General features: G+C 60.6%; 15 protein-coding genes and 1 pseudogene. 2 read left to right on the top strand and 14 right to left on the bottom strand.

Annotated features, from left to right (window positions below):
• Positions 1-48 precede the first annotated feature (48 nt).
• Positions 49-1,341, bottom strand: coding sequence for a 4-aminobutyrate--2-oxoglutarate transaminase (gene gabT / locus BK662_RS25310; RefSeq protein ID WP_123359476.1), 1,293 nt, complete (start codon positions 1,339-1,341; stop codon positions 49-51).
• Between the two features lie 272 nt (positions 1,342-1,613).
• Between gabT and BK662_RS25305 the strand changes: the two genes are divergently transcribed.
• A complete protein-coding gene (locus tag BK662_RS25305) occupies positions 1,614-2,540 on the top strand; it encodes a 2-hydroxyacid dehydrogenase (protein ID WP_123359924.1) in 927 nt (308 codons plus the stop codon).
• Between the two features lie 190 nt (positions 2,541-2,730).
• Here BK662_RS25305 and BK662_RS25300 read toward each other — a convergent pair whose 3' ends face one another.
• The 11 genes and pseudogenes from BK662_RS25300 to BK662_RS25250 all read right to left on the bottom strand — a co-directional run.
• The gene (locus BK662_RS25300; protein ID WP_123359477.1) at positions 2,731-3,105 is read right to left on the bottom strand and encodes a hypothetical protein; all 375 of its coding nucleotides are present in this window, start codon (positions 3,103-3,105) and stop codon (positions 2,731-2,733) included.
• A 286-nt stretch (positions 3,106-3,391) separates the two neighbouring features.
• Positions 3,392-5,245, bottom strand: a complete 1,854-nt coding sequence (locus BK662_RS25295) for a polyurethane esterase (RefSeq protein WP_123359478.1) — start codon at positions 5,243-5,245, stop codon at positions 3,392-3,394.
• A 97-nt stretch (positions 5,246-5,342) separates the two neighbouring features.
• Positions 5,343-7,043, bottom strand: coding sequence for a polyurethane esterase (locus BK662_RS25290; protein WP_123359479.1), 1,701 nt, complete (start codon positions 7,041-7,043; stop codon positions 5,343-5,345).
• A 23-nt stretch (positions 7,044-7,066) separates the two neighbouring features.
• Positions 7,067-10,162, bottom strand: a complete 3,096-nt coding sequence (locus tag BK662_RS25285; protein WP_123359480.1) for an autotransporter serine protease — start codon at positions 10,160-10,162, stop codon at positions 7,067-7,069.
• A 217-nt stretch (positions 10,163-10,379) separates the two neighbouring features.
• Positions 10,380-13,337, bottom strand: coding sequence for an autotransporter serine peptidase EprS (gene eprS / locus BK662_RS25280; protein WP_123359925.1), 2,958 nt, complete (start codon positions 13,335-13,337; stop codon positions 10,380-10,382).
• Positions 13,338-13,445: 108 nt separating this feature from the next.
• Complete coding sequence (locus BK662_RS25275; protein ID WP_123359481.1) at positions 13,446-14,825, bottom strand: TolC family outer membrane protein; 1,380 nt, start codon at positions 14,823-14,825, stop codon at positions 13,446-13,448.
• Between the two features lie 2 nt (positions 14,826-14,827).
• Positions 14,828-16,177, bottom strand: coding sequence for an HlyD family type I secretion periplasmic adaptor subunit (locus BK662_RS25270; RefSeq protein ID WP_123359482.1), 1,350 nt, complete (start codon positions 16,175-16,177; stop codon positions 14,828-14,830).
• Entirely contained in the window at positions 16,174-17,961 is a 1,788-nt protein-coding gene (locus BK662_RS25265) for a type I secretion system permease/ATPase (RefSeq protein ID WP_123359483.1), read from the bottom strand. Before BK662_RS25265 ends, BK662_RS25270 begins: the two co-directional genes overlap by 4 nt.
• Before the next feature lie 207 nt (positions 17,962-18,168).
• On the bottom strand, positions 18,169-18,594 hold the full coding sequence (locus BK662_RS25260) for an AprI/Inh family metalloprotease inhibitor (RefSeq protein ID WP_123359484.1): 426 nt from the start codon (positions 18,592-18,594) through the stop codon (positions 18,169-18,171).
• Between the two features lie 95 nt (positions 18,595-18,689).
• Complete coding sequence (locus BK662_RS25255; protein ID WP_123359485.1) at positions 18,690-20,147, bottom strand: serralysin family metalloprotease; 1,458 nt, start codon at positions 20,145-20,147, stop codon at positions 18,690-18,692.
• A gap of 374 nt (positions 20,148-20,521) precedes the next feature.
• Positions 20,522-20,782, bottom strand: a pseudogene (locus tag BK662_RS25250) (hypothetical protein); the annotation flags it as partial.
• A gap of 227 nt (positions 20,783-21,009) precedes the next feature.
• Here BK662_RS25250 and BK662_RS25245 point away from each other — a divergent pair.
• Positions 21,010-21,285 carry a DUF1652 domain-containing protein gene (locus tag BK662_RS25245; protein WP_123359486.1) on the top strand — a complete coding sequence of 92 codons (276 nt, stop codon included), beginning with the start codon at positions 21,010-21,012 and terminating at the stop codon, positions 21,283-21,285.
• A gap of 206 nt (positions 21,286-21,491) precedes the next feature.
• On the opposite strand, the gene BK662_RS25235 is transcribed toward BK662_RS25245, so the two are convergent.
• Together BK662_RS25235 and BK662_RS25230 are read right to left on the bottom strand one after the other, a co-directional pair.
• Positions 21,492-22,673 carry a cystathionine gamma-synthase gene (locus BK662_RS25235; RefSeq protein WP_123359488.1) on the bottom strand — a complete coding sequence of 394 codons (1,182 nt, stop codon included), beginning with the start codon at positions 22,671-22,673 and terminating at the stop codon, positions 21,492-21,494.
• Complete coding sequence (locus tag BK662_RS25230) at positions 22,670-24,046, bottom strand: pyridoxal-phosphate dependent enzyme (protein ID WP_123359926.1); 1,377 nt, start codon at positions 24,044-24,046, stop codon at positions 22,670-22,672. The genes BK662_RS25235 and BK662_RS25230 overlap by 4 nt, the downstream gene beginning before the upstream one ends.
• Between the last annotated feature and the right edge of the window lie 12 nt (positions 24,047-24,058).

Here is a 24,058-nt window from a genome sequence, read left to right as displayed (position 1 = left end):
AGTGCTCACGGGCGATGCCAAGTGGCACCGCCCGGAGCAGGCGTGAGCTCAGTTCAAGACTCGTGCCAGCGCCGCGTCGAGAATCTGCAGCGCTTCGTCGACCTGCGCTTCGGTGGTCACCAGCGGCGCGAGGAAGCGCAGCACGTTGCGGTACACGCCGCACTTGATCACCAGCAGGCCACCGGCCCGGGCTTCGTCGATCAGCCGTTGGTTCAGGTCGGCATCAGGGGTGCGCGCGTCGTCATCCTTGATCAGCTCGATCGCCAGCATGAAGCCGCTGCCGCGCACGTCGCCGATGCGCGGGTAACGAGCCTGCAAGCTCAACAAGCCCTGACGCAGACGTTCGCCCAAAGCATCACCGCGGGCCAGCAACTGCTCTTGTTCATAAGCCTCGATCACCGCCAGCGCCGCCGCGCACGACAGCGCGTTACCGCCGTAAGTGCCACCGAGGCCGCCGGGTAACGGCGCGTCCATGATCTCGGCCTTGCCGACCACACCGGACAGCGGCAAACCACCGGCCAGGCTTTTGGCGACAGTGACCAGGTCCGGCTGAATGCCCGCGTGCTGGAAGCCGAACCATTTGCCGGTGCGACCGAAACCGGTCTGGATTTCATCAAGGATCAGCACGATGCCGTGTTTTTCAGTCAGGGCACGCAGGGCCTGGAGAAACTCTGTCGGTGCCGAGAGGAAACCGCCATCGCCCTGCACCGGTTCGATGATGATTGCCGCGACCCGCTCGGGCGCCACTTGGGTGGCCAACAATTCGTCCAGCGCCTTGAGCGCCATGTCGCTAGTCACGCCGCGATAAGCATTCGGATACGGAGTGTGGAAGACCTCCGGTGCAAACGGCCCGAAGTTCTGCTTATAGGGCTGGCTCATGCCGGTCAGCGTGGTGCCGAGCAAGGTCCGGCCGTGGAACCCGCCGCGAAAGGCGATTACCGCCGAGCGGTTGGTGTGGGCGCGGGCGATTTTCACCGCGTTTTCCACGGCTTCGGCGCCGGAGGTGAAGAACGCGGCTTTATAGGATTCCTGGCCGCCGATCATTTCGCACAGGCGCTGAGCCAGGTCGAGATAAGGCTTGTAGGCCACCACCTGGAAACAGGCGTGGGAGATTTTTTGCAACTGCGCCTGCACCGCCGCGACCACCTTTGGGTGGTTGTGACCGATGTTCAGCACACCGATACCGCCGACAAAGTCCAGGTAGCGCTTGCCGTCCACGTCCCACAACTCTGAACCTTGGGCCCGATCGATCACCAACGGATGCGCGGTAACCAGGCCACGTGGCACGAATTGATCGCGCTGACGGAGCAAATGAGGGGTTTCGTCGACTTTGCTATTCATGGCATTTCCCATCGTGAGTCCGGCAACCGGGAAGTGGTTGCGATGGTGTTCAGGTTAAGGCTTGCGCGAAACGAACTACGCCGAACTTGCCCCCTGAGAAGTTCGGATCGACTGTTTTCACCCCGCCAAACGGCAGATTCCTTTAGCCGGCCGAATCTGCCGGTGCGTGGCCGATACAACGTTACGCAACGCGTTAAACCTGCTGCTTTCGACAGATCCTGCGCTGGCGTTGCGCGATGATGGGCAGCACCTTCACCTATCAGGAAATGCCCATGGCCCTGCTGTATAAAGCTGACCCTGTGCGCGGCGAACAGTGGCAAGCGCTGTTCGCCGAACACGCCCCGGATATCGAATGGCGCGCGTGGCCGGACATCGGCGACCCGAAGGACATTCAATACCTGGCCGCGTGGCAGGCACCCGACGATCTCGAGGTTGTGCTGCCCAATCTGCAAGTGCTGTTTGCCTTGTCCGCCGGCGTCGATCAACTCGACCTCAATCGCCTGCCGACGAGCTTGCCAGTGGTGCGCCTGCTGGACCCCGGCATCACCCGTGGCATGTGCGAATACGCCAGTTTTGCCGTGCTCAGCCTGCACCGGGACATGTTGCGCTATCGCCAGCAACAAATGGCCCGCTGCTGGCAAGCGCACTTGCTGCAACCGGCCGCCAGGCGTCGGGTCGGCGTCATGGGGCTTGGCGCTCAGGCGCAGCAGATTCTGGCGACCTTGCAACCGCTGGGCTTTGCCTTGTCAGGCTGGGCGCGCAGTGCCCATCAAATTCCGGGAGTCGATTGCTATGCCGGCAACCAGCAGCTGCCAGCGTTCCTCAGCCAGTGCGACATTCTGTTGTGTGTATTGCCGTTGACCGAACAGACCCAGGGCATTCTTGATCGCAGGTTGTTTGAACAACTGCCCCGTGGCGCAGCGCTGATCAACATGGGCCGTGGCGGGCATTTGGTTGAGGATGATTTGCTTGAGGCATTGGACAGCGGGCATTTGAGCGGCGCGGTCCTTGATGTGCTGCAGCAGGAACCGGCACCGGTGGATCATCCGTTCTGGCACCACCCGCAGATTCTGCTGACACCGCACATCGCGGCGATGACCCAGCCAGAAAGTGCCTTTGGGGTGTTGCTGGAGAACATTCGCCGACATCAACGGGGGGAGCCGATGCTCGGTGAGATCGATCGTGCGCAGGGTTATTGATCTGCCCTGCAGTATGTGGCGAGCGAGCTTGCTCGCGTTGGGCTGCGTAGCGGCCCCAAAGATCTGACAACCATTGCCGATTTTTGTGAGTGCTACGCACTCAAGCGGGAGCAAGCTCCCTCGCCACAGGTTTCTCTGACTCAAGACGCTCTTAAGTGAACAGCATTGTTCTCAAAGACACCCGTTATGCTCAGTGAATTCCCGGAATACTGTTGTCGCAGGAAAAGGACTGCCCTCCTTTCAGCATCAGTCGTTCCTGCATCCGCTGGCAACGCTCCCGTTCCTGCTGCATCGAACGATCGATGCTGATATTGCCGGTCTTCTCCGGTTGTTTGCGGTCGCCCAGGCGCAACGTCACCCAGGGCTGTTCCGGCTGGACCTGAAAGCGGCTTTTTCCTTCGACGGGCGTGGTGGGTTTGGTGGTTTCGATCGCGGCCGGTTTTGGCAGTTGATCGGAGGTGACCCCGTAACGGGTCAGAATCGAGCTTTGAGGCAGTTCTGCGGCGGCGGTTGCCGATAACAAGGCCAGCGCCAAACCGAAGGTGTACCTCTTGCTGTTACTCACGTTGCAAAATCTCCTGTACTCAATGGCGGCATGCAGCACCGGCGTCATAGGGATAACGCGTGGATGGGCTGATGGTTTAGTGCCAGGTTCCTGTTGGTGCAGGTATTGGAGCCAAGGAGTGCCCAACGAGTCACGTAGGTAGACAGGATTACCGCGTTATCGTTCTTCGCGAGCAAGCCCGCTCCCACATTCGATCTTCAGTGAGCACCCAATATGGGTACGCCTGCGATCAAAATGTGGGAGCGGGCTTGCTCGCGAAGAGGCCTTTACCGGCGCCGCATCACCCTCAGGCGATCACAATCCCCCCACTGGCCAAACTGTCCAGCCCGACACCCACCAAAGTCACCGAATCACTGCCAAATGTCAGCAGCGTATCCTGCCCCACCGCCGTGGCATGGGCCCGATAATCGTCGTTCGGCGCAACGCCCTGAACCCCGAAGAACACCAGTTTGTCGTTGGCTTGATAGCCCACCACCCGGTCCTGGCCAAACGCACCGCTGAACAGGAACGTATCGACGCCGCCACCCGACTCCATCAGGTCATTACCCGTCCCGCCGACAAACACGTCATTGCCGGTGCTGCCAATCAAATGGTCGTTGCCATCGAGGCCAAACAACCAGTCGCCCGTTGTGTGTGCGTTGAGGGTGTCGGCGCCGGTCGTGCCCTTCACGCTTGAAGTGTATTGGGTCAGGTTGCTGCCAACCGCAAGGCCATTGGCGGTGACGCTGTGGGTCACGTCATCCTTGAACACCCCCCAGAGAAAACCCGGCTCCTTGGTGACGATACTGCCGATGTCGCGAGTGATGCTGATGCCGCCATTGGCGTCGCGCACGTACAGGTTGCCGGCACCGTCATTGGCGAAGGTGAAGTTCTTCACCGACTGCTGCAGGTCCAGCACGTTGCTGCCCTTGCCGCCCAACAGGATGTTGTAGCCGCCGCCATCACGGAAGGTGTCGTTGCCGTCGCGGCCCTCCAGGTAGTCGCTGCCCTTGCCGCCCTGGATCAGGTCATTGCCGTCGCTGCCGATGATGAAGGTGCTGCCTTTATGGGTTTCGGCGTTGCGGTTCAAGTCCTGGACCCACGTGTTGCTGCGCGCCGGGTCCGAGAGGTTGGCGACGATGATGGTCGAATCTTTGCTGGTCAGGTCGTAGAACTGCGACTCCAGCACCCGGATCATGCCGTCGCCGTAACCGGTGGGCAAGTGTGAAATCCAGGTGGGGATGTTGAGGATGGAATACGGCAGCACGTTCCACGCCGTCGAGGCGTAGTGGTCGTTGAAGCTGACGATGTTATCGGTCGTCGAATCCTTGGCGGCATCGTGCACGCCAACCGAGGACAGGTTGAACGACGAGCCATCGAGGGCGCGGAATACCGGGTCGTTTTCATAACCGATGTTCAGCACTTTGTCGCTGCTGCTTTGGGTCGGCGATGCGTAGGCGATGTAGTTGGAATCCTGGTAGAACCCGGACCATTTTTCACTGCTCAAGTCCGCCAGGCTGTTGACCGCCAGGCCACCGAGACTATGGCCGCTGACCAGCACGTCCTTGCCCGACAGCCCATTGGCCTGGGCAAATGCTGCAACGTCGCCGAGCAGATTGCCGAAGGCTTCGCCCACATAGTTTTTCGCATAATCCTTGGGACCCAAGGCCGCCAGCAAATCGTTGATCACGTCACCGATGGAGTCGCCGATCTGGATTTCTCGCGGGCCGCTGGTGCCGCGAAAAGCGATGCCGATTTCGGTGAGATGGCCTTGGGCGTCGTACTTGCCGAGGATCTCGACTTGAGCGCTGGTGTAACCGGCCTTCTCGCCGAAGAAGGTTCCGCGAGCATCGGTCTTGCCGTCATAGCCCAATTGCGCGGCGGTGATCGGCGTCCATCCGGCTTTTTGCACAGCTTCGAGAGCAGCCTTCTCCGAATCGGGGTTCCAGGGAATGCCGGGAATAACGCCTTGGGAATCGGTGCCGCCAATCAGTGCGGTAACCAGGGTTGCCGGCAAGCCCAGGCCGAAGCCGTTTTGCTGGTAACCAGTGGCAAAACCGTTGTCGAGGTTGTGATAGGAATACAGCGTGATCGCCATGGCGTCGCTGAACAACGCCTTGGAGTCTGCTGTGCCGAAGTTTTTGTAGTCATACACACCCATTGGTATTGCCTCTCTCTTTGTTGGAATTGTCAGAGATAGCTCACAACCAGGACGCCTCACTGACGAGGCGCCCCGGAGCCTCTAGTGCATGCAGCCTTTACGCAAACGTAATTCCCGAAGCCGAGAGATTATCCAGACCCACGCCCACCAGCGTTACGGCGTAATCGCCAATCTTGAGCACAGTGTCGTTGCCGGCCTGGGTCGCGTGTTGGGTGTAGTCATAGCCCTGCCCCGCGCCCTGGACGCCCATGAACACCAGTTTGTCGCTGCCCTGGTAGCCATTGATCGCATCGAAGCCGAAGGCGCCGCTGAACAGGAAGGTGTTGTTGCCGCTCCCCGAGGCATGCATCACGTCATTGCCTGTACCAGCGACGAAGGTCACGTGGCTCTTGTCGCTGCGCAGCAGGTCGTCGCCGGCGTTGCCGAACAGCCAGTCACCGTCGACACTGGCCATCAGCGTGTTGCCGTAGGCGTCGCCGTTGAGCGAGTGGTTGTAATGGGTCAGTTCCGTGCCATTGAGCAAGCCATTGGCGGTGACGTTGTAGGTGATGTCCTTGCTGCCCCACCACGAACCCGATTCCTTGCTCACTAGCGCGCCGATGTCGCGGGTCATGCTGATGCCGCCGTAGGCATCGCGCACATACAGCGTGCCGTCGCCGTCATTGGCAAAGCTGAAGTTCTGCAACGGCTTCTGCAGCTCGAAGGTGTTGCTGCCCTTGCCACCCAGCAGCAGGTTGTAGCCACCGTCATCGCGGAACCGGTCGTTACCATCACGGCCTTCGATGAAGTCATTGCCCGCGCCGCCCTTGAGCAAGTCATTGCTGTCGGTGCCGATAATGAACGTGCTGCCGGTGTGGGGCTCGCCGCTACGGCCCAGGTCCTCGACCCAGGTGCTGCCTCGAGACGATTCCGACAGGTTGGACACGATCAGCGTCGAGTCCTTGTCGGTGAGGTCGTAGAAGCGCGAGTCGATCACCCGGTTCAAGCCATCGGCATAGCCCAACGAACCGTGGGCCGACCAGTTCAGCGGGTTGAGGATGCTGAACGGCACCAGGTTCTGCGCGGTGGAGGCATATTGGTCATTGAAGTTGACGATGTTGTTGGTCGCCGAATCCTGATGACCGTCGTGCTTGCCCAGCGAGCCACTGCTGAAGGTGGTGCCGTCGAGCACTCGAAACACCGGATCATTCTCGTAGCCGATGTTCAGCACGTTGTTGCCGGTGGCGCTTTGGGTCGGCGAGGCGAAGGCAATGTAGTTGGCGTCCTTGAAGAAACCGCCCCAATTGTTCCCGCTCAACTCCGCCAGGCTGTTGACCCCTAATCCGCCGAGGCTATGCCCGCTGACCAATACGTCCTTGGCACTCAGGCCATGGGCGATGGCAAACGCGGCGACGTCCTTGAGCAAAGTGTCGAAGGCGTTTTTCGCGTAGTTCGTCGCGTAATCCACCGGGCCGACCGCGGCCAACAGATTGTTTTTCATGTCGCCGAAAGTGTCGCTGTAGCCCAGGCCACCGGTGCCACGGAAGGCGATACCGATGCCGATCAGCTTCCCTGCCCCGTCGTATTTACCGAGCACTTCGGCTTCGGCGCTGGTGAAGCCGTCCTTCTCGCCATAGAAGGTGCCTTGAGCGCCGACGTTGCCCTGATAGCCCAACGCGGCCGCGCCAATCGGCGCCCAAGCGGTCGCCGGCAGTGGCTGGCCGGTCGGCGTGTACGCATAGAGCGTCAAAGCGATCGCGTCGGAGTACAGCGCCTTGCCGGCCTCACTGCCGGCATTTTTGTAATCAAACAGTCCCATCTTCTTGCTTCCTTAGCGTCAAATCAGAACTGCCAGTCCAGGGTCAGGCCCACACCGTGGTCTTTTTCCCGGGAGCCGAGCAGCCCGTTGTAATCCAGGTTCAAACGGGTATCGCGGCCCAGCGCCAAGCCGGCACGGACACCGACCACTGCGGCATCACGGTCCATGGACACGCTTTGCACGCTGAACACGGTGTTGCCGTTGACGAAGGCCAGGTGGTCTTCGGAACGGGTGTTGCTCAGGTTGTGCTGCCAACCGAGCGTGCCGGACAGTTCCAGCTGTTGCTGGTCGGACAATGCAATGGCTTTGCTCGCCCGCAGGCCAAGGGTCGAAAGCACCACGTCGCGGTTGTTTTCACCGCCCTTGAGTGCTGCGGCATCACCTTTTTCGCTGAAGCTTTCAGTGTTCAAATGCACGTAAGCCAAGTTAACGAACGGCTCCAGAGCGATCGGTTGCAGGTCCAGGCGATACGCCGCTTCGGTGAACAGTTGCGCGGAGGTCGCATCGCGTTTGGATTTCTGCTTGCCGCTGACGCCGTTAAATTGCAGGTCACGTTTGACGTCGATGCGATGCCAGCTGTAGGCGCCACCGACGCTCAGGCGCAGCGCGTCGATTTCATGGCCCAGGTAGGCACCCAAGTGGTAGCTGTCGACCGAGGCCGACGAATGTGTGCCATCGCCCATGCTCAATGAACTGTCGCTATAACCGGTGACGAAACCCAGCCGCGTATCTTCAGTGATCAGGCCATCGACACCGGCCAGCAACCCGCCAATGGAGCTGTTGGAACTGGCGTTGTCATGCCCGCCATCGCTCTTGCCCCAGGCGCCGAGCACTTTGAGCCAGGCATTGCTGCGATCATCGGTGGGTGCCGCCGCGTCGAACAGATCGTGTTCGCGCAGACGCTCGCCGACTGCATCTCGCAGGTAACGGCTGTCGTTGATCAGCAGCGTGCCGATTGCCGGATGAATCTCACCGGAGAGTTGCTGGAACGCTTGTTGCGCGACAGCGGCGGTCGGCGACAGCAGCAGGGTTTCGTAGAGCGGATTGCCTGCGCCCAATTGTTCGGCGGCAGCGGCCACGGCGCGTTGGTTCGGGGTTTGGCCCACGCTGGTGAAGGACGTCGCGTTGCGCACCACAGCCAGTTGAATGCCGTTAGCCGCATAGTCGAGGGTGCCGCCGAGGAACAGGTAGTCCGGCACCACCGCACCGAAGCGCCCTTCGATCCCACCGGCCGCTTGCAGAATGTTGTACTGATTACCGAGCAGGGTTTTCGCTTCGCCGGTGGTCAGCAATGTCGGGCTGTTTTCCAGGGACAGGCTGACGGTTGCGCCCTCGATGATCGCCTTGCCGCCGGCAATGATCTGGTCGCTGCTGGTGGGCGACAGTTCTACCGCGTAGGTCGAACCAGGCTCGAAGGTCACGTCGCCCGCCACTTGCAAGGTGCCGATGGAGTTGCCGGGCGCCACGGTACCGCCGCTTTTCGCGGTCAGCGCCGCAATGCTGCCGTTACCGCCGAGGATCCCGCTGTCATTGACGGTGACGGCTGAAAGCAGTGAACCGTTGATCGCCAACCGGCCCTGATTGACCAGGGTCGGGCCGGCGTAGGTGTTGGCGCCGGTCAGCACCAGCGTGCCGATGCCCTGCTTGGTCAGGCCGCCATGACCGGAAATGTCGTTGCGCCAGACGTCGAGCCCGCAGTGCACGTCATTGCACACGCGCTCGGTGGGTTTGCCGGCGTCGATGATCGCGCCGATACCTGGCAAGTCCGCGACAAACTGGCTGGAGCCGTAGGCGCCTTCGATGCGAAATTCCTCGGGAATGTCCTGCTCGGTCACGAACATCGCCGGGCCATCGATGCCTTTGCGCAGGTTGATCATGCCCCAGCCGTACAGCGAGTCGACGCCGGGTGCGCCGAGGTCGGTGGCGGTGGTGCGCAGCACACTGGCGACTTGCGCGCCGGTCATGTACGGGAAGCGTTCCATCAACACCGCCACCGAGCCTGCAACGTGCGGCGCCGCCATGGAGGTGCCGTTGTAATTGGCGTAGCCGGTGGTCAGGTTGTCGGCATTGGTGCCGCTGATGATCGAGCTGTAGATCCGGCTGCCCGGCGCCGACACGCAGAAGCTCGCGGTGTAGCCGCAGCGCGACGAGAAGGTGCTGATGTTATAAGGATCGGAGCTGCTGGTGTCCGGATTCCTCTGCAACGCGGCGACGGTCATCCAGTTCGGCGCGATCTCCGGGACGAAGTAACCGAGGCCGGCGATGGCGTCCGGGTTGTTGAGGTTGTAGTCGTTGCCGGCGGCGAAGATCGTCACGATGCCACTGCGGGCCGCCGCGATGGCGCCGTCGTAGGCACCGCCGGGTTTGGTCCCCAGCAAAGTCTGGATCTCGTTGAATTGCAGTTGTGCGTCCTGCACGGTGAAGTGCGGGTACGCCGGGTCCCGACCACCCAGGTCGAAGCGATCAGTGATACCGATGCCCCAGCTGTTGTTGATGATCCGCGCGCCGCTGGCGATCAGGGCATCCCAACCGGCCTTGTACACCGCGCCGTCGTTGCCGCGAATGATGCCGTCTTCCGGGCCCGGGTCACCGTTGTCGGCGCTGATGATTTGCGCACCAAAGGCGACGCCGTGCATCGGCCCGCCATCGCGACTGCCCGCGGCGATCCCGCCGACGTGAGTGCCGTGGGCGCCGAGTTTGCCGTTGGAGCCCACCGAGGGCGAACCGTCATACAGAAAGGCGTCCCCGGCTTTGACCGGAATGTACGGGTCGGTGTATTCGCGGATGCCGCTGGTGACCAGCGTGATCACCTTATTGGCCCCGGAAAATTCCGGGTGCAAGGCGTAAACCGGTTGGTCGAAGATCCCCAGTTTCACGCCTTTGCCGGTGTAACCGGCGGCGTAGGCCTCCTGAGCATTGATCGCACCCAGGCCCCAGTCGGCGTTGAACTCCGTGCTGCGCCAGCTATCGGGATCGCCTGTCCGGCCGTTTTCCACGTAGGGCGCCGCGTGTGCGGTGCCCAGGGTGGCCAATGCGCAGAGCAAGGCGCGATTGAGGGTTTTTAAAGTAGTAAACGTGCTGCCCGACCGAGCGGGCGAATTGTTGTTTTCAGCTCTCATCCAGCGACCATCCTTAGTTATGTTGCCAAAATCCTTGTGCCTCAAGGCCCACCCAATTCCTGTCAGTCAAGGCTCGGAACCTGTGGGAGCGAGCCTGCTCGCGATAGCGTCGGGTCAGTCAATATTGATGCTGAATGTTCCGCCGTCATCGCGAGCAGGCTCGCTCCCACAGGTTTGCGCACCTTGACTAGGCATGAGGGCAATCCCTTCGCCGCCGTTAAAACTGCCAATTGAGACTCAGCCCGACGCCGTGGCTTTTCTCGCGGCTGGCCAGTTGGCCGGTGTAATCGAGGTTCAGCCGAACATCTCGGCTCAAGGCCAGGCTGGCATGGGCGCCCACCAGCGCCGCATCGCGAACCAGTGGCGAGCTTTCCACCACGAACGGAGTGCCACCGCTGGCAAACGCCAGGTGTTCCTCGGAATCGGTGTTGCTCAGGTTGTGCTGCCAGCCAAGGCTGCCGCTCAGGTCCAGCTGTTGCTGACCGGACAGCCTCAGGGTTTTCAGAGCTCGCATGCCCAAGGTGCTGAGTACCGCGTCACGCCGGTCGCCGCTGCTTTTGAGCGCTGCGGCGTCACCTTTTTCGGTGAAGCCCTCAGTGTCGAGGTGTACGTAAGCCAGGTTGGCGAACGGCTCCAAAGCCAGTGTTTGCAGGTTCAAGCGATAGGCCGCTTCGCCAAACACCTGGGTGGTCCCGGCATCGACTTTGGCTTTCTGTTTGGCGCTGACGTCGCCGTATTGCAGGTCACGTTTGACGTCGGCCCGATGCCAGCTGTAGGCGCCGCCGGCACTCAGACGCCAGGCGCCCATTTCGTGGCCGGCATAGGCGCCCAGGTGATAACTGTCGACCTGCGCTGATGAATGAGTTCCGGAGCCCATGCTGACCGAGCTGTCGCTATAACCGGCGACCAGGCCCACACGGGTTTGGTCATCCACCGCACCATCGACACCCGCCAGCAAACCGCCAATCGAGGTGGTGTAGCCGGCGGTGTCGTGGCTGTCATCGGTCTTGCCCCAAGCGCCCAACGCTTTGATCCAGCCGTTGCTTCGGGAACTGTTGGCGTCGTTGAGACGCTCACCGACCGCATCCCGCAGATAACGGCTGTCGTTGATCAGTACCGAGCCCAGCGCCGGGTAAATTTCTCCCGACAACTGCTGGAACGCCTGTTGCGCCGAACTTGCGGTGGGCGACAGCAGCAGGCTTTCGTAGACGGCGTTACCCGCGCCAAGCCCTTCCACTGCGGCGGCGACAGAACGCTGATTTGGGGTTTGCCCGACGCTGGCGAAGGTTGTGGCGTTGCGTTCAACGCTCAGCTGAATGCCGGTGGCGGCGTAATCAAGGCTGCCGCCGATGAACAGGTAGTTAGGCAGCACCGCGCCGAACTGGCCTTGAATACCGCCCGCCGCTTGCAGGATGTTGTACTGATTGCCCAGCAGGCTTTGCACTTGTTGGGTGCTGAGCAAGGTCGGGCTGTTTTCCAGCGACAGGCTCACGGTGGCGCCGCTGATCGTGGCCGTACCGCCCGCAATAATCTGGTCGCTGCTGGTGGGTGACAGTTCGACGGCATAGGTCGAACCCGGCGCAAACGTCACATCGCCGCTGACTTGCAACGTACCGATGGAATTACCGGGCGCCACGGTGCCGCCGGGATTGGCGGTCAAGGCAGCGATTCGTCCGTTACCGCCGAGGGTGCCACTGTCATTGACGGTGACCGCCGACGTCAGCGAGCCGTTCACCGCCAGCAACCCGCCGTTGACCGTAGTCGGGCCGCGATAAGTGTTGTCGCCAGTGAGCATCAACCGCCCGGCACCGGACTTGATCAGGCTGCCTTCGTAGACTCGGTTGGCGGCGGCGGAATCGCGAGCTGTGCCCACTGCGTAATCGGTCTGATCCTGCTGACTGGCGCCAGCCGGGACACCGTTCTCCCAGCCCTTGTCCTTCAACGTCTGTTGCCAGGCGCTGCGTTCGGCGGCGTCTTCGGCCTGACGCTGAATCAGCGCCTTGTCGGAAATGCCGTTGCTCCAGACATCGCTTTGCCCTGCCCCCAGATTGGCGTCGAACGCCCCGAGCAATTGCCCCGGCCCGCGCATCGCCCGTTCAAGGTTGGCCACCCCCCAACCGATGCGCGTGCTCGGTGCGTCGGTGACCGAACCGTCGAGCTGGGTCGCGGTGGTCAGCAGCACCTCAAGCGCCTGCTGATTGTTCATGTACGGATAGCGTTCCATCACCAGCGCCAGTGCTCCGGTGGCATGCGGCGCAGCCATGGAGGTGCCGGACTTGATCGCGTAACCGCCGCCGGGAATGGTGCTGTCGATCTTCGCGCCCGGTGTGGTGATGCACCAGTACTTGGCGATCCCGCACTGGTTGTATTTCTGCTGATTGCTTTGATCCAGCCCCGACACCGCCAGCCAGTGGCCTTCCAGGTCCGGCTGGAAATACGGCAAGGCTGAACGCACGCTGGCATTCGGGTAACCGCTGTTGCCGGCACTGAACACGTTGATCACGCCGCGGCGCGAAACGTCGGCGGCGGCATCGAGCCAGGTGCCTTTGTTCCAGTGCTGGGCGTAGGCGGCGTGCAGGTCGTCGAGGGTTCGGTAGCTGACATCCGGCGGCTGGCTGCCCCAGCTGTTGTTGATCGCGCGTACACCGACATCTGCCAGGGCGTTATAGACCGCTTTGAAATAGCGCGGGTCCGGATTGGGGCCGAACAGGAAGCTGTCGTTCTTGTTTGTGTTGCCAACGTAGATTTGCGCGTTGTACGCCACGCCGTGCATGCCGCTGCCATCCCGGGAAGCGCCCATGGTGCCGGTGACGTGGGTGCCGTGGGAGTCGTTGTTGGTGTTGAGCGTGCCGTCGACATTGAACGCCGAGCCATCGACATAGCTGCCACTGGCGGTCACTGAGTGATAACGGTCGGCGGCAAATTCGGGATGGCTGGAATCGAAACCGGAATCCAGCGCGCCAATTTTCACGCCCTTGCCGGTGATGCCGGCGGCATAGGCTTGATCGGCCTGCATGCGCGCCAGCCCCCAATCGCGCTGGAACTCTGCCGAGCGCCAACTGGCGGGATCGCCGGGTTTGCCGGTTTCCAGGTAAAGCGCCTGGGCTGGGCCTGGTACTGATGAAATCAAGAGCAATAGCGTGCCGACCGACATCGGCTTGATCTGTACGTCCATGTTCATGACTCTCGCTTTTTTTGTTTTTTGTAGGAGCTGCCGCAGGCTGCGATCTTTTAGCGTCAGCAAGACGCCGGAAGATCAAAAGATCGCAGCCTTCGGCAGCTCCTACGGGGATGTGCGATTTTCCATGTTCGGGCCCTGGCCGAAGGCCTCATCCACCTTGGCCAGGTCTTGCTCGTTCAAGGTTCCCGCGTAGTAGTGCAACTTGGTCCAGGCCATCAAATAGTCGTAACGCGCCTGGGCCAGATCCCGGCGGGTGGTGAACAGTTGTTGTTCTGCGTTCAGCGCATCGAGGTTGACCCGCTCACCGCCCAAAATGCTTTGTTTGGTCGAGACCACCAGCGCTTCCGCCGACGTCAACGCTTTCTGATAAGCCCGTAACTTGTTGATCCCCGACAAGCAGGCGCTGAACTGGCGGCGCAGCTGAATCAAGGTTTCCCGGGTCTTGCCGTCCAGCTCGTACTCGGCCTGTTCCATGGTGCGGCTGGCCTGGCGGGTCGAGGCCGAGACCCCGCCACCGGCATACAGCGGCACATTGACTTCGATACCGATGGTGTTGGTGTCGTAGCGCTGGTTATAGGTGTTGCCGCTTTCCGATTCGTTCTGGCGCACCGAGGCGTAAGCGCTGACTTTTGGCAGGTGGCCAGCGCGATTGCGTTCGACCTCGTAACGCGCCACTTCCACCGCCTGGCGCTGGGAGGCCAGGTTCGGGTTGTTGGCCACCGCCATCTCGTGCCAGGTGTCGTAATTGGCCGGTTGCAGGGTGAACGTCTGGAAGTTCTGATCCAGCGGCGTCAGGTCGCCGATGTCGATGGCTGGCACGCCAATCAGTGCGCCCAGCTCCCGCAAGGACGCATCCTGTTCATCGCGCGCCTCGATTTCCTCGGCGGTCGCCAGCTCGTAACGTGACTCGGCTTCGAGGATATCGGTGCGCGTACCCTCCCCTTGGCGGAACATCTGCTCGTTCTGCTGAAACTGCTGTTCGAAGGCTTTTTTCTTGGCCCGCGCGATGTCGATCTGGTCCTGAGCGAACAGCGCCTTGGTGTAATTTTCCAGCACGCGAACCAGCAGTTCCTGGCTCTTGCCACGAAAATTTTCGTCAGCGAACAGCGATTGCGCCACGCCTTTGCGGTACGCCGCGTAGGCCTCGTAGTCCAGCAGCGGCTGTTGCAGGGTCAAGGTCGAGCCGTAACTGCTGTAGTTGCGGTCCTCGGTGAAGTCTGGTCTCCCCTCATTAATTTGAGTGACCTTGGAGGTGTTACGCCCCTTGTTGTAGTTGTAACCCAGTCTCGGCAGCAGCCCGGCGCGGCCGATGGCACGGTTTTCAAGGCCTGCATCGCGCTCCTTGATGGCGCCGAGGAACACTGGATCATTGCGTAACGCTTGCTCATAAATGTCGAACGGCCCCATGGCCATCGCGCTGTTGCATGTCAGCAACGCCAGGGTCGCTGCGAGCAGGGAAAGCTTATTCATACAGCCGAACATCCTTATTCCTCGGTCAACGCGGAGCCTGCCCGGTCGAGCAGCGGTTTGAACAAATAGTTGAGGAGTGAACGTTCACCGGTGCGCACGAACATTTCTGCCGGCATGCCGGGCTTGATCACCAGACCGTTGAGTTTTTCCATGGCCTGATCGCTGACGCTGCTGCGCAGCACGTAGTACGGCACACCGGTTTTTTCGTCGACCATTTGGTCGGCGGAGATCAGGCTGACTTCGCCGGGGACCCGCGGGGTGCGGCTCTGGTTGAACGCGGTGAACAGAATGTCCACCGGCAAGTGCGTGCCGACCTTGTCAATCAGGTTGATCGGCAGGTGCCCTTCCACTTCCAGGCGGGTGCCTTGCGGGACGATCTCCAGCAGTGTCTCGCCCTGACGTACCACCGCGCCTTCGGTGTGAACCCCAAGGTTAACGGCGATGCCGTCGGCAGTGGCGATGATTTCGCTGTGTTGCAGGTCGAAGCCGGCGGAAGTCAGTTGCTCTTCCAGGGTCACGCTTTTGAGCTGCGCGTCGGCCAGCTGGCTGCGGACTTCCTTCTGGTATTCCTCGCTGTGCTGTTGCAGTTTCAGGCGGGATTCAAGGATGCCCTGCTCCACGCGGCCACTTTCGCCGGTGTTTTCTGCCAGCTGTTGCTGCACTTGCGACAACTGACGCTGGTAATCCATCAAGCGGTTGCGCGGGATGTAACCGTTATCCGCCAAGGGCTGCAGATTGCTCAATTGTTGTTGCAGTGAACTGGCCTGGGCCGTCAGGTCGGTGCGCGCGCGGCGCATGCCGGCCAGTTGCGCGCTCGCGCCTTCGATGTTGGCGCGCAGGGCGGCTTGCTCACGGGAAAAGGCTTCGCGACGGCTGCTGAACAATTGCCGTTGGCCTTCGAGTACCAAGGCCAGACGCGGGTCAGGATCGTTGCTCAGTTCGACGGGGAAATTCACCTGTTTGAGGTTGTCCCGTTCACTCTGCCACCGTGCCAGGCTGGCCCACGCCATGCGGTATTGCGCTTGCAGCGATTGAACGTCTGCCGCGACCTGGGTCTGGTCGAGGCGGAACAGCGGCTGACCCTGCTTCACCACTTGGCCTTCGCGCACCAGAATCTGGCTGACCACACCGCTGCTCATCGATTGCACGGCTTTGCGCTTGCCCGAGACCACCACGGTCCCCTGCACCGGAATCCCTTGATCGAGCGGCGCAAGGCTCGCCCAGGTGAAGAAACTGCCGGCGCCGACAATCGCCAGAATCCAGCCCATGCGGGCGAAGAAACGCGCGTCGCGCTCAGGGCGTGCAGCGATATAATCGTGTTCCATGGTCGCTTCGCTGTCGTCGTTCATGCGTGCGCTGCTCATACACCCGAATTCCTTGTCGTGGGCTGATACTGCCGGCTCATGCTGAGCCCGCCCGGTGCTTGCGCAGGTTTTTCACGTTGTTGCTCCTGGGCTCCTGACTGGTTACCGGCAAGCGCCTTGAGCACTTCCTGGCTTGGGCCGAAGGCCTGCAAGCGACCTTCGTTGAGCACCAGCAACTTGTCGGCCTGGGCCAGGGCCGAAGAGCGATGGGTGACCAGAATCACGCTGGTGCCTCGGGCCTTCATGTGCGCGATGGCGCCGGCCAGTGCCGCTTCGCCGACGGTGTCGAGGTTGGAGTTCGGTTCATCCAGCACCACCAGGCTCGGGTTGCCGTACAGCGCACGAGCCAGGGCCACACGTTGCTTCTGGCCGCCGGACAAACCGCTGCCGTCCTCGCCAAGCACCGTGTCGTAGCCCTGCGGCATGCGCAGGATCAGTTCATGAACGCCGGCCTGTTGCGCGGCTTCGACGACTTTTTGCGGGTCCGCCTCACGGAATCGGGCGATGTTTTCGGCGATGCTGCCGCTGAACAATTCGATGTCCTGGGGCAGGTAACCGATGTAGGGGCCAAGGTCATCGCGGTTCCAGCGATGAATGTCCGCGCCGTCGAGGCGTACCGTGCCGCCCAACGTCGGCCAGACGCCGACCAGCACCCGGGCCAGGGTCGATTTACCGGAGCCGGAAGCCCCGAGCACGCCCAACACTTCCCCGGCGCCCAGGTTGAAATTGACCATGTGCAAGGTCGCTGCCCGTTGCCCTGGCGGGCCGGCGCTGACTTGTTCGAACGTGATCTGGCCTTTCGGCGCCGGCAGCGCCATGGCCTCGTCACTCGGTGGAAAGGCTTGCAGCAAGGCATCGAGACGGCGGTAAGCGAGTTTGGCGCCGCTCCACTGTTTCCACACGGCGATCAACTGATCGATGGGGCTCAGTACCCGGCCCATCAGGATGGAACCGGCGATCATCATCCCGGCGGTCATGTCACCCTTGATCACCAGCAAGGCGCCCAACCCCAGCACCAGGGATTGCAGGCACAGGCGCAGGGTTTTGCTCAGGGAACTGATGACCGCGCCGGTGTCGCTGGCCTGATTCTGCAAGCCGAGAAAACGCGAGTGAACCCCAAACCAGCGCTTGCGCAAGACACCGAGCATGCCCATGGCCTGAATGGTTTCGGCGTTATGCAGGTGACTGGTGGCCAGTTGGCTGGATTTCTGGGAAAACCCCGCGGCTTCGCCCAAAGGCTTTTTGGTCATCGCCTCGTTGAGGCAGGCCAGACCGATCAGCAGCACCGCACCTGCGGTGGCCAATACACCGAGCCAGACGTTGAACAGAAAGATCACAAACAGATAGACCGGAAACCACGGTGCATCGAAGAAGGCAAACAGCGCCGGGCCGGTGACGAATTGGCGAATATGGGTCAGGTCGCCCAAGGATTGCCCGGCGTTGCCCTCGCCTTTGAACAGGTTGCGTTCGAAAGCGGCTTGATACACCCGCAGGTTAAAACGGCGCTCCAGTTGGCTGCCGATACGAATGACGATAAAGCTGCGCACGATCTCCAGCAGACCGATGAAGGCAAAGAATCCGACCACCATCAACGACAACATCGCCAGTGTGGTTTCATTTTGCGAAGACAGTACCCGGTCATAGACCTGGAGCATATAAATCGACGGGACCAACATCAGCACATTAATCAGTGCGGTAAAACACCCGACGCTGATCAGGATGCTTTTATAGTCGCCCAGCGCCTTGAATAACGGTGCAGTGGCCGGGCTCTTCGCCATCTTCATTGGTTTTTCCTGAGGTATTAATCCTCGCCTTACTTGGCGAGGTTCCAATTAACTGTCCGCACATGGGTCGAGACGTTCTTTCGCCGATATTGCTTACACATTAATAACAACTCTTTGTGTTCTTCAAAGAGCTCCGGTTATTGAACGGCTGCTTATAACGGCAATAACGAGCTTTATATTCAGCGCCTGGTGCCGGTCCGGCATTTCTCACTTAAGCGCTGCGCGCTCGAGCGTAATGATCAGACCTGACTTCAAGGTGCTTTTATAAAACCCCTCATGCTGTCGGCTGAAAAACACAATTCTTGAGCCTTCTTTTCCGGTCACCGCAATACCGTCCGGTTCCGGGAACCAGCCAATCGCCGATTCGTTCAGCCAGGCGCCGAGGCAGTCAGCCCCCTCACCCAGGGTCTCGTTCACTTTGAGCTCGATCGAGCAAACATTCGACGGTTTGTCCTGCAGCGCCTGGGACTCTGGCGAATCTTGCGCGGTGTTCAAGGTGGCCTGCCATTTCCCGGCGAGTTCCGACGGATCGGCTAATTTAAGACTGCGTGCCATGGCTACATCTCCAAGAAACATCATCAGCGTCGCCAACAGCCACGCGGTTGCTTTGTAGGTAAAAGCGTTCTGGATCATAGGGCGTTTTACTCATGTTGTAGCCTTACTTATGGCACCTGCCTACAAGGGACAGAGAACGACGCCTCAAGCGCCGCCCTCCTTTTTGCCCTGAATCAGGCCACGATGTCCGAGAACGCCGCCTGGCCAACGGTGCTGACCAGGAAGTCAGCCACGCCGTGCCCGGAGAAGTCCACCGACAACAGGCTGTTGCCGCCTGAAGTGGTCAATACCGCATCACCTGCCGCGCCGGTGAACGAATTCACGAAGTGCAGGCCTGCGCCGTTGGTGATGCCGGTCAGGTCGATCTTGTCCAGGCCACTGACAAAATCGAGGATCTGGTCGACGGCACCTGGCTTGGAGTCGCTGCTGGCCGCAAACACAAAGGTGTCCGAACCCGAACCGCCCCAGAGTTTGTCCGCACCGCCCGCGCCGAAGAGGATGTCGTTGCCGGCACCGCCCTTCAATTCGTTGGCCACGCCGTTACCGATCAGCAGGTCGCTACCCGAACCGCCAATCGCGTTTTCGACGGTGACGCCCTTGGCGATGGACACGTTACCCACCATGCCGCCAACGTCGGAGAATGAGGCTTCATTGAGGCTGATCTTCTGGTTTTGGGTGAACCCGGAGAAGTCCAGGGTGTCCTTGCCGCCCGCATCCCAGACCGAGAACACGACTTTGTCCGACGACGAAGACGCGCTCAGGAAGTCGCGACCGGCGTTGGAGTTGAAGCCGTAGGTGGTATCACCGGTACGGGTGGTGGTGTTGGCACCGTAGAGTTTCTGGATGGCGGCGATATCGTCCATCAGCGGGCCGGACGCATAGGCTTCCACACCACTCTTGCTGAAATTCTGGTCGGTATTGCTTTCGCTCCAGTAGCTCATGACGCTGTAGCCGCGGGTGTCTTCCCCGTAAGTCGCGTCATTGTAAGTGGGTGCGCCTTCACCAGCGTTGTAATCACCAGGGTGAGCGAGGCCCAGGGTGTGACCGATTTCGTGGGTCAGGGTCTGACGGCCGTAGTTGTTCAGGTCCGGCGTCTTGTTCGGCGTGTAGCTGCTGTTGGTCAGGTACCAGGAAGTACCGTCATAACCTGCACCCGTGCCAGGCAGGTAGGCGAATGCCGCCGCGCCGTCCTGACCGCCGCTGTAGTTACCGAAGGTCATGTGACCGTCACCACCTGAGGACTTCTCGGTAAAAGTGACATTGGCCACATCGGCCCAGGATTGCATGGCGAGTGCAGCCTGTGCTTTCTGTTGCGCGCTGAACTGACTGAACCCGGTGATGCCGTGCTTGTTCATGGTGCTCGACGAAGCCGAGGTCAGGAACGTGTAGGTGAGTTCGATTTTGCCGCTGCCGTCCTTGTCCTGGTAGGCAGCGCCGTCACGCAGCAGCTGGGTAGCAGCCTCGTCGACGGAGAAGGAGGGTTTGCCATTGACCGTGAGATTGCCACCCCGATCATACTGATGGCTGAAACTATCGATCTGGTTGTAGGCGGAACTGGGTGCAGCCAGCGCTTGCAATGGCGCAAAGGCCTGTTCGGCAAGATCAATAGCGTTGTCTTTTACTTTCGACATAAACACACTTCCTTGTTTAGCAATGGAACAGTTTTTGTCCGATACGACAATCTCTGGCGAGATCGTCCTATCACTCGCCCAATGAAGGCGTATAAAAACTGACACAATTCGAAATCAAACGTCTACATTTTTTTTGACGTCAAATTGATCTGTTCCGGCGAACTCCAGCAAACAGTACGTGCGCTGTCGAAATATAGTTTTTAGTTGAAGGTTTTAGCCGGATTGTCTGACAATCTTCTATCTAAATATTAAATAGGGGTAAGTTGTTTTTCTGTAGATGAGTTCGCATTTTTCTGGACTTATTAATATAAGTGCCAGCGCATTGCCATCAAATAAATTAAACGATCAGTTAGTTGTAGACAGCCACGCAGATGTCACCGTTGGCGAGGTCGCTGGTGCTGTTTCTTTATTATTGGAGAGCTGGCAGGCCGGATGATTGCGTTGTAGCCCAGCCAGCGGCAGGGCTCCGGCTCCCAGGCCTTGAGCATGTCGAGACCGCCCTGAGGAATGACCCACGGCTGGCGGACCAACTCGGTATCGCGCTGAAGAATCAGGTCGGCCAGGGTTCGCCCGCCGAGGTTGCTGGCACCGACGCCCTCCCCGCCATAACCGCCGGACAAGGCGATGCCGCTGGTCTGTGGCCCCGTGGAATGCCCCGGCAATATTGGCCTTTCGCCACAAAATCGGTATCTCGTGATCTGCGTCAAAAAAAAATGAACCAATCGCTAAACGGACTGAAAAAATCCACATGATTTTCACATCTGGATGCTACTTTTAAAGACAGTCACCGGTTGAGCCATTGAAGGTTCTTCCCTCCTAACATGAGCTAAAGGAAGCGCTCGATGATGAAGGTGGGCAACACATGAATGAAAGGTCTTTCAGCAAAGTCACTTTTCCCAATGCCTGCCAGCTGATGCGCTGGCATTTTCATCCCATGGGTTTCGAGGCGACCATGGATGCACCGGGCAGTATGGTTGCCCGGCTGTTCGACCGCGCCAGTGGCGAAACCATGATCGCCATTGCCGGCATTCCTTGCGCAACGGTCATGAATGCGGCGGATGTAGAACGAATCATCGAAGCTGTGGAAGCTGAGCTGGAGGCGTTCATTCCACCGGAGGCCCTCAGAAGCTATGCCTGATGGTCGGCCCTGTGAGAGCGGCCTGTGGCTATAGGGCTTGCCTTTGGCGAGGGGGCTTGCCCCCGTTCGGCTGCGAAGCAGTCGCAAAACCGGTTGATGCGTTTTTAGCTGGAGGATCGCGGTGGGTGTTTTTTGGGGGGGCAGCTGCGCGGCCCAACGGGGGCAAGCCCCCTCGCCACACAAGCCCGCTCCCACATTGATTGCGTTTAACTAATCTGCATCAGGGCCTGTGCCAGATCGGCGCGCAGGTCTTCGACATCCTCGACACCCACTGACAAACGCACCAGCGCATCGCCAATACCGAGTTGCGCACGGGTTTCTGCCGGGATGCTGGCATGGGTCATGATCGCCGGGTGCTCGATCAGGCTTTCCACTCCGCCCAGGCTCTCGGCCAGGGCGAAGATCCGCACACTCTCGAGGAAACGCCTGGCGCCGGCCAGGTCGCAGTTCAGGTCGAGGGAAATCATCCCGCCGAATCCACGCATCTGTCGCCGCGCCAGTTCGTACTGTGGATGCGATGGCAGGCCTGGATAATAGACGCGCGCCACCTGCGGCTGACGCTCCAGCCATTGCGCCAGCTCCAGCGCGTTGCTGCAATGGCGCTCCATGCGCAGCGCCAATGTCTTCACCCCGCGCAACGTGAGAAAAGCGTCGAATGGCCCGGCGATCGCCCCCACCGCGTTCTGCAGGAAACCCAGGCGCTCGGCCAGTTCAGCATTCTGCCCGACCACCGCAATGCCGCCGATCACATCGGAGTGACCGTTCAGGTACTTGGTCGTCGAGTGCAGCACGATATCGAAGCCCAACTCCAGCGGACGCTGAATCCAAGGGCTGGCGAAGGTATTGTCGGCCACACAAATGATGCCTCGCTCGCGGCAGATACGCGCGACGGCGGCGAGGTCAGTGAGGCTCAGCAAAGGATTGCTCGGCGTCTCGACCCAAACCATCCGCGTGTCGTCCTGAAGCGCCGCTTCGAAGGCCGTCAGCTCGGTCAGATCAACAAAACTGAAGCGATGCCCGGCACTGCGCTGGCGCACTTTGTCGAACAGTCGGAATGTACCGCCATACAAGTCATTGCCGGAGACGATGTGGGCGCCAGCATCGAGCAATTCGAGCACGTTGGCGATCGCCGCCAGCCCGGAAGCGAAGGCGAAGGCCCGAGTACCGCCCTCGAGGTCCGCCACACAACGCTCCAGCGCAAAGCGCGTCGGGTTATGCGAGCGCCCGTAATCGAAGCCCTTATGCACACCCGGGCTCTGTTGCAGATAGGTGGAGTTTGCATAAATCGGCGGCATCAGCGCCCCGGTGGTCGGGTCCGGCGTCTGTCCGGCATGGATCACACGGGTGGCGAAGGCACGTGGCTTGGCGGTTTCATCGTGCTGACTCATGTAAGGGATCTCCGCAGGTAATTGAGCATGTCGACACGAGTAATCAGCCCATGGAAACCCGAGGTGTCGGCGATCATCGCCACCAACCCACGGTCGAGCTTCGCCTCCAGCTCGCCCAGACTGGCGCCGGGTGGCAGGACTTCCAGCTTGTCGGTCATCGCACTGCTCACCGGCATACGGAAGTGTGAAGCGTCTTCATGCACACCAAGCAAGATATCGGACTCGTCGATCACGCCGACCAGTCGTTGCCCGTCCACCAGCACCGGCAGTTGCGACACATCCGCCAGGCGCATGCGTTGGAACGCGGTGAGCAGCGTGTCGTCCGGCCCCACGCTGACCACCCGGCCATCCTCGAAGCGCCGCGCGATCAGGTCTCGCAAATCACCGTAACGCTTGCGCGCAAGCAGCCCCTGATCGTTCATCCACTGGTCGTTGTAGACCTTCGACAGGTAACGGGTGCCGGTGTCGCAGACGAAACTGACCACCCGCTTCGGCTCGGTTTGTTCGCGGCAGTAACGCAATGCCGCCGCCAGCAATGTGCCGGTCGAAGAGCCGCCGAGAATGCCTTCGGCGCGCAGCAGTTGGCGGGCATGATCGAAGCTTTCCTCGTCGCTGATCGAATAGGCCTTACGCACGCTGGACAGGTCGGCAATCGACGGAATGAAGTCTTCGCCAATGCCCTCCACCGCCCAGGAACCGGGCGTACCGAGGGTGCCGCTGCGGCTGTATTCGGCCATCACCGAACCGACCGGATCGGCCAGCACCATTTCCAGGTTCGGTTGTACGCGCTGAAAGAAACGGGTCAGCCCGGTCAACGTGCCGGCCGAACCGACGCCGACTACGATGGCATCCACATCATGCTGAGTCTGCGCCCAGATCTCCGGAGCGGTACTGCACTCGTGGGCCAGCGGGTTGGCCGGGTTGTTGAATTGATCGGCGAAGAAGGCGTCGGGAATTTCCTGCGCCAGCCGCGCAGCGACGTCCTGGTAATACTCGGGATGACCCTTGCCGACATCGGAGCGAGTGATATGCACCTCGGCACCCATTGCCTTGAGGTGCAGGACCTTCTCGGTGGACATCTTGTCCGGCACCACCAACACCACCCGATAACCCTTGGCCCGACCGACCAGGGCCAGGCCCAGACCGGTGTTGCCGGCGGTGGCCTCGACGATGGTGCCACCGGGGCGCAGGCGCCCATCGCGCTCGGCGGCGTCGATCATTGCCAGGCCGATGCGGTCCTTGATCGAGCCACCGGGGTTCTGCGATTCGAGCTTGAGAAACAGCGTACATGGGCCGGTATCGAAGCGGCTGACGCGCACCAGCGGCGTATTGCCGATCAGTTCGAGCACGGCGGGACGGGAGTCGTTCGGCATGTCGTCACCTCG

The sequence above is a fragment of the Pseudomonas frederiksbergensis genome (assembly GCF_003732275.1).
GTDB lineage: Bacteria > Pseudomonadota > Gammaproteobacteria > Pseudomonadales > Pseudomonadaceae > Aquipseudomonas > Aquipseudomonas frederiksbergensis_H.
The sequence above is the reverse complement of the archived record's forward strand: the minus strand, read 5'-3'. Positions and strand labels throughout refer to the sequence as shown.

Excerpts from the sequence above, each read along its gene's own strand:
- gabT (WP_123359476.1), bottom strand. The coding sequence starts at position 1,341 with ATGAATAGCAAAGTCGACGAAACCCCTCATTTGCTCCGTCAGCGCGAT.
- BK662_RS25275 (WP_123359481.1), bottom strand. The coding sequence starts at position 14,825 with ATGTTCGGCTGTATGAATAAGCTTTCCCTGCTCGCAGCGACCCTGGCG.
- BK662_RS25230 (WP_123359926.1), bottom strand. The coding sequence starts at position 24,046 with ATGCCGAACGACTCCCGTCCCGCCGTGCTCGAACTGATCGGCAATACG.
- BK662_RS25295 (WP_123359478.1), bottom strand. The coding sequence starts at position 5,245 with ATGGGTGTGTATGACTACAAAAACTTCGGCACAGCAGACTCCAAGGCG.
- BK662_RS25290 (WP_123359479.1), bottom strand. The coding sequence starts at position 7,043 with ATGGGACTGTTTGATTACAAAAATGCCGGCAGTGAGGCCGGCAAGGCG.
- BK662_RS25265 (WP_123359483.1), bottom strand. The coding sequence starts at position 17,961 with ATGAAGATGGCGAAGAGCCCGGCCACTGCACCGTTATTCAAGGCGCTG.
- BK662_RS25270 (WP_123359482.1), bottom strand. The coding sequence starts at position 16,177 with ATGAGCAGCGCACGCATGAACGACGACAGCGAAGCGACCATGGAACAC.
- BK662_RS25235 (WP_123359488.1), bottom strand. The coding sequence starts at position 22,673 with ATGAGTCAGCACGATGAAACCGCCAAGCCACGTGCCTTCGCCACCCGT.
- eprS (WP_123359925.1), bottom strand. The coding sequence starts at position 13,337 with ATGGACGTACAGATCAAGCCGATGTCGGTCGGCACGCTATTGCTCTTG.
- BK662_RS25255 (WP_123359485.1), bottom strand. The coding sequence starts at position 20,147 with ATGTCGAAAGTAAAAGACAACGCTATTGATCTTGCCGAACAGGCCTTT.
- BK662_RS25245 (WP_123359486.1), top strand. The coding sequence starts at position 21,010 with ATGAATGAAAGGTCTTTCAGCAAAGTCACTTTTCCCAATGCCTGCCAG.
- BK662_RS25260 (WP_123359484.1), bottom strand. The coding sequence starts at position 18,594 with ATGATCCAGAACGCTTTTACCTACAAAGCAACCGCGTGGCTGTTGGCG.
- BK662_RS25305 (WP_123359924.1), top strand. The coding sequence starts at position 1,614 with ATGGCCCTGCTGTATAAAGCTGACCCTGTGCGCGGCGAACAGTGGCAA.
- BK662_RS25285 (WP_123359480.1), bottom strand. The coding sequence starts at position 10,162 with ATGAGAGCTGAAAACAACAATTCGCCCGCTCGGTCGGGCAGCACGTTT.